Below are 14,343 nucleotides of genomic sequence, written 5' to 3' on the forward strand. Positions count from 1 at the left end.
ATCGACTCCTTGGGGGTACGGCGGTCGGGGAAGGGCGGGGTGGTACGGCGTTCATCTGGAGGTCATCCGGCCGGTTCGTTCCTCTGCTGACGGTGGTGCGATGGCTGTGCCGGGTCGATATCCGGTTCCGGCTCCTGGTCCAGGTCCTCGGCGAGGCCGATGCCCCGCTGGAAGGCGGCCATCAGGCCCGGGTCGTGGCCCACCAGGTGACTGCTGTCCCGCGCGGAGGCGACGGGACCGTTCCGCAGCTCCGGGACCATGTGCTCCTGGGCGCGCCGCTTGGGCAGTCGGGGGCGGCCCCGCTCGCCGCGCCCCGCGTCGTCGGCCGACGCGTCCGCGAGGGTGTGCTCCCCGGCCGTGGCGCGGTCCTCGGGGCGGATGCCGGGCACGGCGTCGGCGGGGGTGGGGCGCTCCGCGTGCGGGGCGCGTAGGGGCAGCGGGGTGCCGTTCGCGGGGAGCGGGGTGCCGTTCGCGGGCGGTGGGGCCGCGGGGCCGCCGCCCGCGACCAGTGCCTCGTCCCGCTGCGTCTGGTGCGGGAGCCGGACGACCGGGCTGTGCGGCGGTGGGGCGACGGTGCGGGCCGGGGCGGGCGGGGGCGGGGGTGCCGCCGATGGCTGCGTGGGTTCCGGCAGGCCGACCGGCGTGGGGTGCGCGTGGGCCCGGTCCTGGGCGAGCGGTACGGGCGCGGCCACCGACGGCTGCTGAACGGAGGACGACTGCGCGCCGTTCCGCCCGCCAGCCTGACCCTGCTGGCCTTGCTGGCCCTGGTGGCCCTGCTGCGGCTGGTCGGCCCCGAGCAGCCCCTGGGGCAGTACGACGATGGCCTGGACCCCGCCGTAGATGTTGGTCTGCAGCCGTACCGCGACGCCATGCCTGCGCGCCAGCGAAGCGACCACGAAGAGCCCGATCCGCCCGTCCGAGAGCAGGCTGGCGACATTCACCTGGTCGGGGTCGGTGAGCAGGGTGTTCATCTTGTTCTGCTCGGTGACGGGCATCCCGAGGCCACGGTCCTCGACCTCGATGGCGAGCCCCGCCGTGACATAACTGGCGCGCAGCAGCACCTGGGTGTGCGGCGCGGAGAACACGGAGGCGTTCTCCACCAGTTCGGCCACCAGGTGGATGATGTCGGCGACGGCGTGGCCGCGCAGTGTGCCGTCGATCGGGGGTACGAGCTTGACCCGGGAGTACTGCTCGACCTCGGCGATCGCCGAGCGCAGCACCTCGGTCGTGGTGACCGGGTTGGACCACTGTCTACGGGAGATGGCGCCGCCGAGCACGGCGAGGTTCTCGGCGTGGCGTCGGATGCGGGTGGCCAGATGGTCGACGTGGAAGAGGCCCTTGAGCAGCTCTGGGTCCTCGACCTCGTTCTCCAGCTCGTCCAGGAGCTGGATCTCGCGGTGCACCAGGGACTGGAGCCTGCGCGCGAGGTTGACGAACACCTCGACCTTCTGTTCGTTGCCCGCGTGGCTGGACAGCTGTGCGGCCTGGACCACGGAGGACACCGCGACGTCATGGGCGCGACCCAGCTCGTGGGCGAGCAGGTCGAACTCGTCGGCCGAGGGCCCGGGGAACGCGGGCGTGGTGCGGGCCGGGGGCCGTTCGCCACGGCGCAGCCCCTCGACGATGCCGCGCAGCTCGGACTGGCTCCGGGCGCTGCTGCGGCGCAGGGCGGTGAGGCGGCCGAGCACGGCCTGGGTGCTGCGGTGCGCGGCCACCGCGGCGGCCGCGATCCCGGCGCAGGCGACCGCCGCGGCGGCGGCGAGCACCGTCCACTGGGCGAGCGTCGGCCGGGCGTTGGTGAGGCGGAGGGCGAACAGGACGGCGCCTGTTCCGCACAGGGCCACGGCGACGGCCGGAAGGATCGCGCCGCGCAGGAGTTGGCGGCGTATCAGGGTCTCGGGCAGCGGCTGGCCGGTGCGCGGCCCCGGCCTGCCGTGCCGCCCGCCCTCACGGCGGTCTGCGCGTGCGGCCGGTTCACGAGGGTGAGACATCAGCGTCCTCGAATGGGGGGTCGCCGCGCCTGTGGCGGCGAGGGTGCGGGGTGCGTGGGGCTGGACTGAACGGAGACTGCGTGCCGCAGGGCGCGCGGGATCACGCCAGCTGTCGGAAGGCATCCCGGCGTTGCCCCAACGGGCACACACAGTAGTTGCCAACATGCCGTGTGAGAGAGTCAGTTGGCAAAGTCCAGCGAAGAGTGGTCCCGCTCTGGTATGAAGCCCCGCACGGCCGCCCGAATGCCCGGGGGCCCGTACGCCGCACGCACGTACGCCTGTTCGCCTGCGGTTTTCGGCCAGTACGGGAGCGGACCCCGCGCCCACCCCCGTACCGCGGGCCCGCTGGGAGCCCGCGACCCACGGCCGCCCGGACGAGCCGGGACGTACGGAAGGCTCTCCCACGCGAAGCGCGTACCGTCACAGACAGTGAGGCTCTGGCCGTGCCCGATCAAGGCGCGATGTTGTGGTTGAGGCGGAAGAGGTTGCCGGGGTCGTAGCGGCGTTTGACGTCGCGCAGTCGGTCGTAGTTCTGCCGATAGCTGGCACGCACCCGGTGCTGGTCGTCGGTGTCCATGAAGTTGACGTAACCGGCCTCCTCGGTGTGCGGGCGCAGCGCGGCGTCGTACGCGCGGGTCCAGGCCTTGTTGGCCTCGGTGTCGGCCGCGTCGCGGTAGGAGGCGCCGAAAGCCGCGGAGAACGCGGCGTCGCGGTAGGCGAAGGCGGTGTCCTCGGGGCCGATCCGCTGGCAGGCGCCGTCGATGGGGAAGATCGCCGTGTCGGACTCCATGGAGGGGATGGTCTCGCCGAAGGTGCGGTGGACCTCGATGGCGCCGTCGGTGAACTCGCGGCTGAAGTTGCCCTTCCAGTAGTGGTAGAGGCCGGGTGGCAGATCCTCGTCGAAGAGGGTGTTGATCACGGGGTACGGCATCCGGTCGACGTACTGGCCAAGGACCGGGCCCAGCGAGTCCAGCTGGGCACGGACCCGGTCGTCCTGCTCCGGCGGACCGGTCCAGCAGGTGAGGACGCCGCACACCGGACGGCCGTGCCAGCGCTCGGGGAGGAACGGCACCACGGGCCCCAGCACCAGCAACAGCAGGGCGTTGAACTCCTCCGGCGCCTCGGCGACCAGCTCCCGCCAGCGGCGCATCACGTCCTCATCCAGGGGGTAGAAGGTGGGGCCGCCGAGGATGTCGGCGACAGGGTGGAGCCGGAACTCGAACGAGGTGACGACCCCGAAATTGCCGCCTCCGCCGCGCAGGGCCCAGAACAGGTCGGGGTGGTGGTCCTCATCCACGGTCAGCGCCTGGCCGTCGGCGGTGACGACATCAGCGGACAGCAGGTTGTCGCAGCTCAGACCGCAGCGGCGGGACAGTACGCCCATGCCGCCGCCGAGCGTGAGTCCGGCGACGCCGGTGGTGGAGATGACGCCGCCGGTCGTGGCCAGTCCGTAGGCGTGGGTGGCGTGGTTGAAGTCGCCCCAGGTGGCGCCGCCTTCGGCGCGGGCCGTACGCCGCTCCGGGTCGACCCGGACGCCACGCATCCGGCCGAGGTCGAGGACCAGGCCGTCGTCGCAGGTTCCGTAACCGGCGACGGCATGGCTGCCGCCGCGCACCGCGAGCGGCAGGGCGTTGTCCCGGGCATGGCTGACGGCCGCGATGGCATCAGCGGTGTCGGCGGCGCGCACGATGACGGCGGGGCGCCGGTCGTGCAGCGCGTTGTAGACGCGGCGTGCCTCGTCGTACGACGGGTCGGCGGGCCGGACGATCTCGCCGCGTACGGCCTCCTCCAGGGGGTCGGCGATGAGGGTGGTCATGGCGGCACCAGCTTTCGGGGAGCAGGTACTTCACGTACTCCCGGTGTAGCTCCCGGCCAACGGGCGGCGCATCGCGGAAACGGCCCAGGTTCCGAGCCGCCATGGGCAGAATCGCCCATGCCTGTCAGATCCGCGCCCCTCCCAGACCCGCGCCTGTCTGGTCAGACCAGGCCGTGGGTGAAGGCGTAGGCGGTGGCGGCGGCGCGCGAGGAGACGTCCAGCTTGGCGTAGATGTTGTTGAGGTGCCTGGCGACGGTGTGTTCGCTGATCGTCAGCTTGATGGCGATCTCCCGGTTGGAGTGGCCCGCCGCGACCAGCCGCAGCACCTCGGCCTCCCGGGCGGTGAGGTGCCCCGGCAGCCGCGGTTCGCGGCCCAGCAACGCGGCGGCACGGCGGGCGTCGGGGGCGGCCCCGAGGCCGTCGAAGACACGGTGCGCGGCGCTCAGCTCCAGCCGCGCACCCTCCCGGTCCCCGGCACGCTGGCAGGCGGCGGCGAGCAGCATCCGGACCTGGGCGGCCTGATACGGGACGCGGAGCGTCAGCCAGTGGCTCAGGGCCTGGCGCAGCAGCCGTACCGCCTCGTCGAGCCGCCCGGGGTGCTGCGGCCGGGCGAGCTCGACAGCGCCGCGGGCGGTGGCCGCCATGGCGTGCAGCAGGGCCGGGTCGTGGGCTTCGGCGGCAAGCGCGGTGAGGGCGTCGGCGACGTCGGCCGCCTGCGCGACGTCGCCGGTGGCCAGCGCGGCCTCGTTCAGCGCGGCGAGCAGTCCGGCCCGGGCGAGGCGGTCGGTGGCCGGGGTGGCGGCGAGGGCTGGGCGGAGTCCGGCGATGGCCTCCTGGGCGCGGCCTTGCGCGAGGCGGAGCAGGGCCAGGCCGGGCTGAGGGTGGTAGCCGTGTTCGTGTGCCCGGGTGTAGGCCTCTTCGGCGGCCGCCAGGTCGCCGCGACGACGGTGGATCTCCGCGGTCTCGTAGTGCGCGGCGCCGATGGTCGCGCGGTCGAAGGGCAACAGCCCGGCCACGTCGAGGCGGACCTTGTCGGCCTCGGTCTGGGCGCGGCTCCAGTCGCCCTGGAGCGAAAGTACCTGTACCCGGTGGATGCGGCACAGGCCGCGGAACGGGTTGTCGCCACCGGCCGCCGCGCACCAGCGCATCGACGCGTCGGACCATTCGACGGCCCGGTCCAGCTCAGCCGCGGCCATGCACTGGCTGAGACCGAGGCAGTAGAGCCACCCGGTGAACAGCGGGGACAGCTCCCCGGCCGTGACGGCGCACATGGCGTCGTCCAGCAGGGCCAGCCCCTCGGTGACGTGGCCCTGGGCGAGCAGGGTGCTGCCCTGGACCTGCCGGGCCATGGCCAGCAGGTCGGGGTCGCCATGGCGGCTCGCGGTGCGGACCATGCGCTGGGCGGCTTCCAGGGCGGCCTGGTGACGTCCTTCCCCCTGGGCTTCCTCCGCGTCGGTCCAGTCGAGGTAGCAGCGTTCGAGGCAGTCGGGGACGGCGGCCAATGCGTGGCGTGCGCGGTTGAGCCAGCCACCGGCGGCCGCGGCGCGGCCGATGTCGCGGCACTCGTAGTACAGCATCCAGGCGGCGGCGCCGGCCGCGCGGCGGTCACCGGCCGCGTGGTGGGCCGCATAGGCCCGGGTCCGAACGTCGATGGACTCCTCGGGCTCCCCGGTCCACCAGAGCGCGTCGGCGAACGCCTCAAGCGCGTCGGGTGCCAGCACCGCGCGGTCCTGGGCACGGAACAATCGGCACGCCGCGGCCCAGTCCTCTTGTGTGACGGCCGCGCGGGCCCGCTCCAGGGCGGTGGCCGACTCCTGGGAGGTCACCTCTCCAGGATAGGAACGCACGGACCGCCGCCGCATCGGGCAGCCTGGCCGCTGGGTGCGCGGGCGGTTCCGCGACGTCCCGCCACGTCGTCGGCGTGCGTTACGCCGCTCATGCCTCCTGTTGGGCGTCGATCTCGGCGATGAGGTTCTCGATGCGGGCCTTGATCTCATCGCGGATCGGCCGTACGGACTCCACGCCCTTGCCCGCGGGGTCTTCCAGGGCCCAGTCGAGGTACTTCTTGCCGGGGAAGATCGGGCAGGCGTCGCCGCAGCCCATGGTGATGACGTAGTCGGACGCCTGGACGGCCTCGGTGGTCAGGACCTTGGGCTTGGCGGCGGAGATATCGATGCCGACCTCCTCCATGGCCTCTACGGCGGCCGGGTTGACCTGGTCGCCGGGGACCGAGCCAGCCGACCGGACCTCGACGCGGTCGCCCGCGAGGTGGGAGAGGAATCCGGCGGCCATCTGCGAGCGCCCGGCGTTGTGGACGCAGACGAACAGCACGGAGGAGAGCGGGGCGGAGGACATGCGTTCTTCCTTCACGAAGTGGGTCAACAGGTGGTACGGGGTGCGGGGTTCAGCTGGTCGGCAGGGTGGCGAGCAGGTCGGTGATGTGTGCGTCGATGGCGTCGCGGATCTGCCGTACGACAGCGATCGGGGCGCCGTCGGGATCGAGGACGGGCCAGTCGAGGTAGCGGCGGCCGGGCACCACGGGGCAGGCATCCCCGCAGCCCATGGTGATCACGATGTCGGCGGCCCGGACCACGTCGTCGGTCAGTGGCTTCGGGTACGCCTCGGCGAGGTCGATGCCCGCCTCCATGAGGACCTGGGCGACGCCGCGCTCCACCTCACCGGCGGGGTGGGTGCCCGCCGAGGACACCACCACCTGGCCGCCCGCGCGGTGAGCGAGCAGAGCGGCGGCCATCTGCGAGCGCCCGGCGTTGTGGCTGCACACGAACAGCACCCGCGGCAGCCCGCTGCCCGGGGCTCCCGCGACGTGCGCGAGAGCTTCCAGCCGCTCGCCGGCCAGCCGTTCGGCCAGCACCACCAGGTGGGTGTGCACGCGGGCGGTGGCGGCCAGGCGGCAGTAGGAGTCGGCAAGCACCGCCTGCACGGTCTCCATGGCGAAGCGGCCGACATGCCGGTGGGCGAGCCGGGCGACGCCTGCGGCCAGACGCCCCTCAGGCAGAACGGGCGGAAGTGACGGGGAGGCGGACATGGGAGACCCTTTCGACGGGCCTATAGGTCAGCCCGGGCTGGTATCAGCTCCGGGTGATGTGACAGTATCAGCCCATGATGACGTCAGTCGACACTGAACTGATCCGGGTGCTCGCCGACCCGCTCAGGCTGCAGATCGTGACCCTGCTCGCCCGCGAGACGCTGTGCACCACCCACCTGGTGGAGGAGACCGGCGCCAAGCAGACCAACCTCTCCAACCACCTGAGAGTGCTGCGCGAGGCCGGGGTCGTGGAGACGGAGCCGTGCGGCCGCTTCACCTACTACAGGCTGCGCCCGGACGTCATCGCCCAGCTCGCCGGCCAGTTCACCGAGCTGGCCGAGAACGCCCGCAACGCCGCCGACAACAAGAGGGCCTGCCCGTGACCCGCACCGAGCCACCCGCCACCACCGCGACGATCGAGGAGCCTTCGGTCGTCGCGAAGCTGTCGACACTCGACCGCTTCCTCGCCGTCTGGATCCTGCTCGCCATGGCCCTCGGCCTCGGCCTGGGCCGCGCGATCCCCGGCCTCAACGACGCCCTGGCCAAGGTGGAGATCGGCGGCATCTCCCTGCCGATCGCCGTCGGCCTGCTGATCATGATGTACCCGGTGCTGGCCAAGGTCCGCTACGACAAGCTTGACGTGGTCACCGGCGACAAGAAGCTGATGGTGTCGTCGCTGGTCATCAACTGGATCGCCGGTCCGGCGGTGATGTTCGCCCTCGCGTGGATCTTCCTGCCGGATCTGCCGGAGTACCGCACCGGCCTGATCATCGTCGGGCTCGCCCGCTGCATCGCCATGGTCATCATCTGGAACGACCTGGCCTGCGGTGACCGCGAGGCCGCGGCCGTCCTGGTCGCGCTGAACTCGGTCTTCCAGGTCATCGCCTTCGGCGTACTGGGCTGGTTCTACCTCGACCTGCTGCCCGGTTGGCTTGGCCTCGGAGAGGGCGAACAGCTGGACATCTCCATGGGGAAGATCGCCCTGAACGTGGTCATCTTCCTCGGCGTGCCCCTGGCGGCCGGTTTCCTGACCCGCCGGATCGGCGAGAAGAAGCTCGGCCGCGAGCGGTACGAGTCCGGCTTCCTGCCGAAGATCGGCCCGTGGGCGCTGTACGGGCTGCTGTTCACGATCGTCATCCTGTTCGCCCTGCAGGGGAAGACCATCACCTCGCAGCCGCTGGACGTGGTCCGCATCGCGCTGCCGCTGCTCGTCTACTTCGCGATCATGTTCTTCGGTACGTTCCTGCTCGGCAAGGCCATCGGCCTCGCCTACGACCGGACCGCCACCCTGGCGTTCACCGCGGCGGGCAACAACTTCGAGCTGGCCATCGCGGTCGCCATCGCCACCTTCGGCGTCACCTCCGGGCAGGCCCTCTCGGGCGTGGTCGGCCCACTCATCGAGGTGCCGGTCCTGATCGCCCTTGTGTACGTGGCGCTGGCCTGGCGCAAGAAATTCACGGCCACGCGCCTGAGTTCATGACGTCCCATGTGGCCGTGGTGGTCATCGGCGTCGGCGTCGGCGTGACGACACCCTCCGGAGGCCGCTGACCGCGGTACCGGGCCCCGACACCAGCGAGGCCGCGACCGGAACAGGGGACCGGTCGCGGCCTCGTGCTGGGAACGGGCCTGGGACGGCGTTGCCCCATGACGGGCGAGGGCTCACCACCAGCCCGCGCGAAGCCGTGCTTCAGCGGGCCACGCTGCCCCTTCGCACCGCGACACGCGACGACCCCTTCGAAGTCGACAACGGCACGAACGTCTGAGCGACGCCCGCACTCGGCATCCGTACGACCTCCGCGAGGTCGTCGCCGATCGACGTCACCGCTCGCCCGCGAGGTCGAGATCGCCGCTGCGCGCCTCGGTCGCGACCTCGATGCCCCGGGAACGACGCCAGGGGCGCGCGATCGGACCCGACACCCCCTGCCACCACGGCTCCTCAGGCAGCTTCCCCGCGGGCTCGAACGGCTCACCAGGGCGTGGGAAAGCGACCGCCTGGCGGGCCTCTTCGGCGGCATCCCTCGTCCAGTCCCCGGGCTCGGCCCACGCGTGCGCGGCCAGGCTGAAGGTGGCCCAGTGGATCGGCAGCAGCACGCCGGTCGGGGCGCCTCCCTGCAGGTCAAGGTGGGCCTGTATCCCCTGGGCGGGCGTCATGTGAATGTCTGGCCAGGCGCCGGGCAGCGGCGTATGGTCCGTGTGGTTCTTGGGCCAGAACTCGCTGTAGGCGCCGATCTGGATCATCGTCGCGTCGAACGGGCCGTGCTCGGCGCCGATGTCCGCGAAGCCGGGGAAGTATCCGGTGTCCCCGCTGTGGTAGATCCGGTGGCTGTCGCCCGAGACGACCCAGGAGGCCCACAGGGTCTGCTGCGGATTGCGCAGACCGCGGCCGCAGAAGTGCCGGGCCGGGGTCGCGGTCAGTTCGAGACCGGCGACCTTGGTGCTCTCCTGCCAGTCGAGCTCGCGCAGCCGGTCGGCGCTGACGCCCCAGTGCTCCAGGTGGGCGCCGACGCCGAGCGGTACGGCGAAGACGGTGTCCGTACTGGCCAGGGCCTTGATCGTCGGGAGGTCAAGGTGGTCGTAGTGGTCGTGGGAGATGACGACGACGTCTACGGGCCCGAGGGCGGCCAGCGGCAGCGGTACCGGGTGCAGCCGCTTGGGCCCGGCGAAGGCGAAGGGCGAGCAGCGCTCGCCCCACACCGGGTCGAAGAGGACTCTCTTGCCGTCGATCTCGGCCAGCACGCTGGAGTGGCCCATCCAGGTCAGCCGCAGTCCGCTCGCCGGTGGCTTGGCCAGGTCGGCGAGTGTGGTGGCGTGCACCGGCACCGGGCCGGTGGGGGCCCGGAGGGCACGCTCTTCCTTGCGGAAGTACCGCTTGGCGAACTCCAGCATCGACCCGTCGGGACGGACCGTCGTCCCGACCGGATTCTGGAACCGTCCCTGGGCGAAGTTCGGCGAGCGGCGGATGCGCTCGAGCCGCTCACCTTTCGCGTCCGCGCCGAAGGCCTCGGTTCGCAGCGAGCGAAGCCCGGAGCGCGGAGAACGCGAACGCTTGGCCGTCACGGCACCTCCTGGTGGGTGGTTCAGGATCTCCATTATGTGCACCAGCACTGACAGCGCGGGCTGGTGAACAGATCCCACGCCGCTGTGCCCGGCTATGCCCTGCTCAACGTGGCAGAGGCCTCAGGGATTCCGCGAGCCGTGTGTGGCGCTGGCCTCGCGATGGCGTCACGGACCGCGTCGGCCGTCTGGGTGAGGCGCGTACGTCAAGCTCACGCTGATCCTGCGGGCTACAGCGGCGCCAGGTCAGGCCGCTTCGCCGACAGGTGATCACCCGATGACTCGCCACGCAGCCTGCGCCCGATCCAGGGCACCAGATACTCGCGCGCCCACTGGATGTCGTCGCGCCGGTCCTCCAGGGCCCCGCGCGGCGGCAGCGGCGGCCACGGCTGGTCGGGGTCGGCGGGTACCTCCAGGCCAAGCACCTGGGCGGCCCGCAGGGCGACCCGGGTGTGGCCCTCGGCGGAGAGGTGCAGCCGGTCGTCGTCCCAGGCCCGCCGGTCCTGGACGGATTTCAGCGACCACAGGTCGAGCACCGGGCAGCCGTAGCGGTCGGCGATGGCGCGGACATGCGCGGTGTACGTGGCGACCTTGCCCCGCAGATGGCGCAGTACGGGAACGCCCCGAGTGTCGAACCCGGTGGTCACCAGCACGGTGTCGACCACGCCCGTGAGGTCGGCGACGGCGCGCTCGAAGCGTTCGGCGACGTCATCGGGGTCGCTGCCGGGCCGGATGATGTCGTTGCCACCCGCGCAGAAGCTCACCAGCGTCGGGGCGAGCTCCTTGGCCCGGGGCAGCTGGTCGTCGACGATCTGGTCGAGGAGCTTGCCGCGCACCGCGAGGTTGGCGTAGCGGAAGGAGTGTTCGGGGTGCCGGTCCGCGAGCAGGACGGCGAGCCGGTCGGCCCAGCCGACGTAGGTGCCGTCGGGGCCGGGGTCCCCGACGCCTTCGGTGAAGCTGTCACCGACAGCCACGTACGACCCGAATGCGTCACTGCGGATGAGGGAAGTCGAATCGTGTGCCACGTCGACTTATCTTTCACCCATGGGTGTGACCTACGCGACCGTAGCCAGGCCTTGACGGTGGGTGAGATATGCCACCGACAACGATGTGCCCCAGCAGGAATAGACAGACAGACGTACGCGAAGTGGCGCGACGGCCGGGACCCCTGGCAGGGGTTCCGGCCGTCGCGGTTGGCCGCCCGTACGGGCGCGTGGCTGCCTTGGGTCAGATGCTGACGCCGTGCGAGCGCAGGTAGGCCAGCGGGTCGACGTCCGAGCCGTAGCCCTGGCCGGTCCGGATCTCGAAGTGCAGGTGCGGTCCGGTGGAGTTGCCGGTGGAACCGACCAGGCCGATCTGCTGCCCGCCGCTCACGCTCTGGCCAGCGGAGACACCGAGCGACGACATGTGGGCGTACTGCGAGTAGTGGCCGTCGGCGTGCCGGATGACGACCTCGTTGCCGTACGAGCCCGCCCAACCAGCGGAGACGACGGTGCCCGCGCCGACGGCCTTGATGGGCGTGCCGGTGGGGGCCGCGAAGTCGGTGCCGGTGTGGTAGCCGCTGGACCACATGGCGCCCGACGCGCGGTACGCGGTGGAGACGCCTCCCGCGACCGGGGCGGTGAAGCCCGAGGTCGTGGCGGTCTGCGCCTTGGCGGCGGTCTTGGCCTGGGGCTTGGGCTGGCTCTTGGGCTGCGCCTTCGCCTTGGCCTTGGGCTGCGCCTTGGCCTTGGGCTGGGCCTTGGCCTCGGTCTTCGCCTCGGTCTTGGCCGGGGCGCTCGACGAGGCGGCGGCTCCAGCCAGCTTCAGCTTCATGCCCGGGAGGATCAGCCCGGGGTCGTCGCCGACGACCGAGCGGTTCTCCGCGTACAGCTTCTTCCAACCCCCGTCGACGTCCTGGCGGTCGGCGATACGGGAAAGGGAGTCACCCGGGACCACGGAGTACGTCTTGTGGGCGGCGGCCTGCGGCGCGGCCGCGGGGGCGGCGGCCGGAGCAGCCTGCGGAGTGACGGCCGGGGCGCTGGCCGGAGCGGCGGCGGGTGCCGCCTGCGCGCTGTTGGCGGCGAACAGCGGCAGCGCGAGTGCGGCGCCACCGGTGCCGACAACGGCGAACTGGCGGCTGATCCGGGTGGACTTGGGACGGCGGTGCTTACCCTTCGCGGGCATGGCGAATTCCTCTCCGGCGCCTGCGAGGTGAGCTGTCGGGTTCGGACTGGAGATGCCCGGCCGCGCTGACGCGCGGCTTCACCCCAAGCCGCTCCGGAGTCCCGGAACGGCGTTCTACCGTGGGTCCCCCGCTCCTGCCGTGGACGGGTGGGTTTGCGGATGTCCGGACGGCGGCAGGATTGGGCGTCCACCCAGACGTCGGCGACCGTAGACGAGCGGGATGCGCGGAGACAAGCAGTCAATTCCCGCCCCATGCGCGACAGCTGATCCATTTAATGAATTCCCGTAACACAGCGTCGATGGCGGAGTTCCACCGTCCGTATATCGGCGGGTAATTGGGACGGGAGCGTCGGCACAGACCGTCACGAATATGATCCCGCTCACCAGCGAGAGGCCACATGCCGCTATTCCAGGGCTAGTTATGGCGAACGACCTGAATCAGACATAAGGCGCTAAGGGTGCAGCTGGCACATCAGCGTCACGCCGGGACAGGTGGTTGTGGCAGGCATCGATGTCGTATCAATGTCGTATCGTCGAATACGCCCCCCGCGGGCGAGCAGCGCCGGCGGCTGAATGGGAGGAGCCCCCGTGACGCAGCAGGTCCCGTCGACCGAGCCCGAGCTGGCCGGAGTGCGCAATTTCCGCGACCTGGGCGGGCTGCCGACCGTGGACGGGAGACGGGTACGGGCTGGCCGACTCTTCCGCAGCGGCCACCTCGCGCACGCCACCGGGGAGGACGCCGCGTTCCTGGCCTCGCTCGGTCTGCACACGATCTTCGACTTCCGCAACGCCGCGGACCAGCAGCTCGAAGGCCCCGACGTCGACCTCCCCGGCGTGCGGAACGTAAACCTGCCGCTGACCGACCCCGCCGATGGCGCGGAGTTCTGGAAGATGGTCCGGGACGGCGAGCTGGCGGAGCTGCGCGCGACCCTGGCCGACGGACAGGCCGCGGCCCGGATGACCGACACGTACCGCATGATCATCAAGGAACGGACCGCCGAGCACAGCCGGGTGCTGCACGCCCTCGCCGAGGACAGCGTGCCCGCGCTGATGCACTGTGCGGCGGGCAAGGACCGCGCGGGCCTGTCGATCGCCGTCACCCTGCTCGCCGTGGGCGTCGAGCACGGCGCGATCGTCGCCGACTATCTGGAGTCGAACGCCACCCACCGCCGCTACAAGATGCACCGTGGCAACGGGCACAACGCCATGTCGCCCGAGGTCGTGGCCCTGCTCAGCCCACTCTTCGACGCCCGTGCCGAGTACCTGGAGGCGGCCTTCGACACGATCGAGCAGACCTGGGGCTCCGTGGACCGCTACCTGGAGGACGGACTGCGGGTGACGCCTGAGACGCGCGAGCGGCTCCGCGCGCGCCTGGTCGACTGACCCTGCGCACACACGCACGCACAGACGCGCGCACGCTCTACTGGTTCTGCGCTCCCAACGTGAAGAGCAGGTAGACGAAGGCGGCGAAGACATGACCGACCGCCACGTAGATGATCAGCCGCACCCAGAGTCCACGCGGGAACTTGTCCTCCATGGATGTCATGTCACGTCTCCTCTGATCCGGTGATCCGGTGGCCCACGGCCGTGCCAAGGCACAGCGCGGCCGTGGGGCTCTGCAGCAGGGTATGGACGAACAGCAGCTCCGCCCCGGCGTGGTCGGCGGCGGTGATCCGGTGCGGGGTCAGCGAGTCGAAGTGGGCGCTGTCACCGGGCCGCAGCAGATGCGCCGCGTCCCCGAGCCGCAGCCGCAGCGTCCCGGTGAGGACATACAGCCACTCCTCGCCGGGATGCACCCGTACGAGATCGCCCTGCACCCCGTGCGGCACCCACACCCGCAGCGCCTGCATCCCCCGCCCCGGGGCCCCCGCCTGCCGGTACGTCCAGCCGCCCGCCTCGGTCGCGTCCTGGGCGTCCCCGCGCAGCACCGCGTCCCGGTCGGCGACGCGTTCCCCGAGCAGCTCCGAGACGGTGGTGCCGTAGGTACGGGCGAGCGCGAGCAGCATCGGCAGCGACGGCTGCCGCTGCCCGGTCTCCAGCCGGGAGAGGTGGGCGGGCGACAGCTGGGCGGCGGCGGCCGCGGCCTCCAGGGTGAGCGAGGCGCGGCGCCTGAGGGCCCGCAGCTGCGGGGCCACGGCGGGCAGCCCGGCCGCCGCGCCCGGCTCGGCTGGGCCTGCTGGGCCTGCTGGGCCTGCTGGGCCTGCTGGGCCTGCTGGATCGGCAGTACTCATATCGTGATTGAGCCAGAGCCTTACCTCATGGGCAAATTT

At 71.6% G+C, this 14,343-nt stretch carries 13 protein-coding genes and 1 riboswitch; of the genes, 3 read left to right on the forward strand and 10 right to left on the reverse strand.

The window, feature by feature from the left end:
• Positions 1 to 62 precede the first annotated feature (62 nt).
• The 5 genes from GCN81_RS04040 to GCN81_RS04060 all read right to left on the reverse strand — a co-directional run bounded on the left by GCN81_RS04040 (position 63) and on the right by GCN81_RS04060 (position 6,853).
• Entirely contained in the window at positions 63 to 1,991 is a 1,929-nt protein-coding gene (locus GCN81_RS04040) for an ATP-binding protein (RefSeq protein WP_197287465.1), read from the reverse strand.
• 451 nt (positions 1,992 to 2,442) lie between these two features.
• The gene (locus tag GCN81_RS04045; protein ID WP_156722043.1) at positions 2,443 to 3,807 is read right to left on the reverse strand and encodes an FAD-binding oxidoreductase; all 1,365 of its coding nucleotides are present in this window, start codon (positions 3,805 to 3,807) and stop codon (positions 2,443 to 2,445) included.
• A 161-nt stretch (positions 3,808 to 3,968) separates the two neighbouring features.
• A complete protein-coding gene (locus tag GCN81_RS04050) occupies positions 3,969 to 5,633 on the reverse strand; it encodes a helix-turn-helix transcriptional regulator (RefSeq protein WP_231626356.1) in 1,665 nt (554 codons plus the stop codon).
• Between the two features lie 109 nt (positions 5,634 to 5,742).
• Complete coding sequence (locus tag GCN81_RS04055; protein ID WP_156722045.1) at positions 5,743 to 6,162, reverse strand: arsenate reductase ArsC; 420 nt, start codon at positions 6,160 to 6,162, stop codon at positions 5,743 to 5,745.
• 49 nt (positions 6,163 to 6,211) lie between these two features.
• A complete protein-coding gene (locus GCN81_RS04060; RefSeq protein ID WP_156722046.1) occupies positions 6,212 to 6,853 on the reverse strand; it encodes an arsenate-mycothiol transferase ArsC in 642 nt (213 codons plus the stop codon).
• Between the two features lie 74 nt (positions 6,854 to 6,927).
• On the opposite strand from GCN81_RS04060, the gene GCN81_RS04065 reads away from it, so the two are divergent.
• Positions 6,928 to 7,236: an ArsR/SmtB family transcription factor gene (locus GCN81_RS04065; protein ID WP_156722047.1), complete on the forward strand. Its 309-nt coding sequence runs from the start codon at positions 6,928 to 6,930 to the stop codon at positions 7,234 to 7,236.
• Entirely contained in the window at positions 7,233 to 8,333 is a 1,101-nt protein-coding gene (gene arsB, locus GCN81_RS04070; RefSeq protein ID WP_156722048.1) for an ACR3 family arsenite efflux transporter, read from the forward strand. Before GCN81_RS04065 ends, arsB begins: the two co-directional genes overlap by 4 nt.
• A gap of 338 nt (positions 8,334 to 8,671) precedes the next feature.
• Here arsB and GCN81_RS04075 read toward each other — a convergent pair whose 3' ends face one another.
• The 3 genes from GCN81_RS04075 to GCN81_RS04085 all read right to left on the reverse strand — a co-directional run bounded on the left by GCN81_RS04075 (position 8,672) and on the right by GCN81_RS04085 (position 12,073).
• Complete coding sequence (locus GCN81_RS04075; RefSeq protein ID WP_231626358.1) at positions 8,672 to 9,910, reverse strand: MBL fold metallo-hydrolase; 1,239 nt, start codon at positions 9,908 to 9,910, stop codon at positions 8,672 to 8,674.
• Between the two features lie 227 nt (positions 9,911 to 10,137).
• Positions 10,138 to 10,932, reverse strand: a complete 795-nt coding sequence (locus GCN81_RS04080) for an SGNH/GDSL hydrolase family protein (RefSeq protein WP_156722050.1) — start codon at positions 10,930 to 10,932, stop codon at positions 10,138 to 10,140.
• Between the two features lie 202 nt (positions 10,933 to 11,134).
• The gene (locus GCN81_RS04085; protein WP_156722051.1) at positions 11,135 to 12,073 is read right to left on the reverse strand and encodes a M23 family metallopeptidase; all 939 of its coding nucleotides are present in this window, start codon (positions 12,071 to 12,073) and stop codon (positions 11,135 to 11,137) included.
• 4 nt (positions 12,074 to 12,077) lie between these two features.
• A riboswitch (cyclic di-AMP (ydaO/yuaA leader) is annotated at positions 12,078 to 12,233 on the reverse strand.
• A gap of 428 nt (positions 12,234 to 12,661) precedes the next feature.
• Here GCN81_RS04085 and GCN81_RS04090 point away from each other — a divergent pair.
• Positions 12,662 to 13,456 carry a tyrosine-protein phosphatase gene (locus GCN81_RS04090; protein WP_197287466.1) on the forward strand — a complete coding sequence of 265 codons (795 nt, stop codon included), beginning with the start codon at positions 12,662 to 12,664 and terminating at the stop codon, positions 13,454 to 13,456.
• Positions 13,457 to 13,493: 37 nt separating this feature from the next.
• Here the strand turns inward: GCN81_RS04090 and GCN81_RS04095 are convergent, their stop codons facing one another.
• Entirely contained in the window at positions 13,494 to 13,619 is a 126-nt protein-coding gene (locus GCN81_RS04095) for a DUF6126 family protein (RefSeq protein WP_156722053.1), read from the reverse strand.
• A 1-nt stretch (position 13,620) separates the two neighbouring features.
• Positions 13,621 to 14,304: a helix-turn-helix domain-containing protein gene (locus GCN81_RS04100; RefSeq protein WP_156722054.1), complete on the reverse strand. Its 684-nt coding sequence runs from the start codon at positions 14,302 to 14,304 to the stop codon at positions 13,621 to 13,623.
• Positions 14,305 to 14,343: the final 39 nt, after the last annotated feature.

The sequence above is a fragment of the Streptomyces apocyni genome (assembly GCF_009739465.1).
Lineage (GTDB): Bacteria > Actinomycetota > Actinomycetes > Streptomycetales > Streptomycetaceae > Streptomyces > Streptomyces apocyni.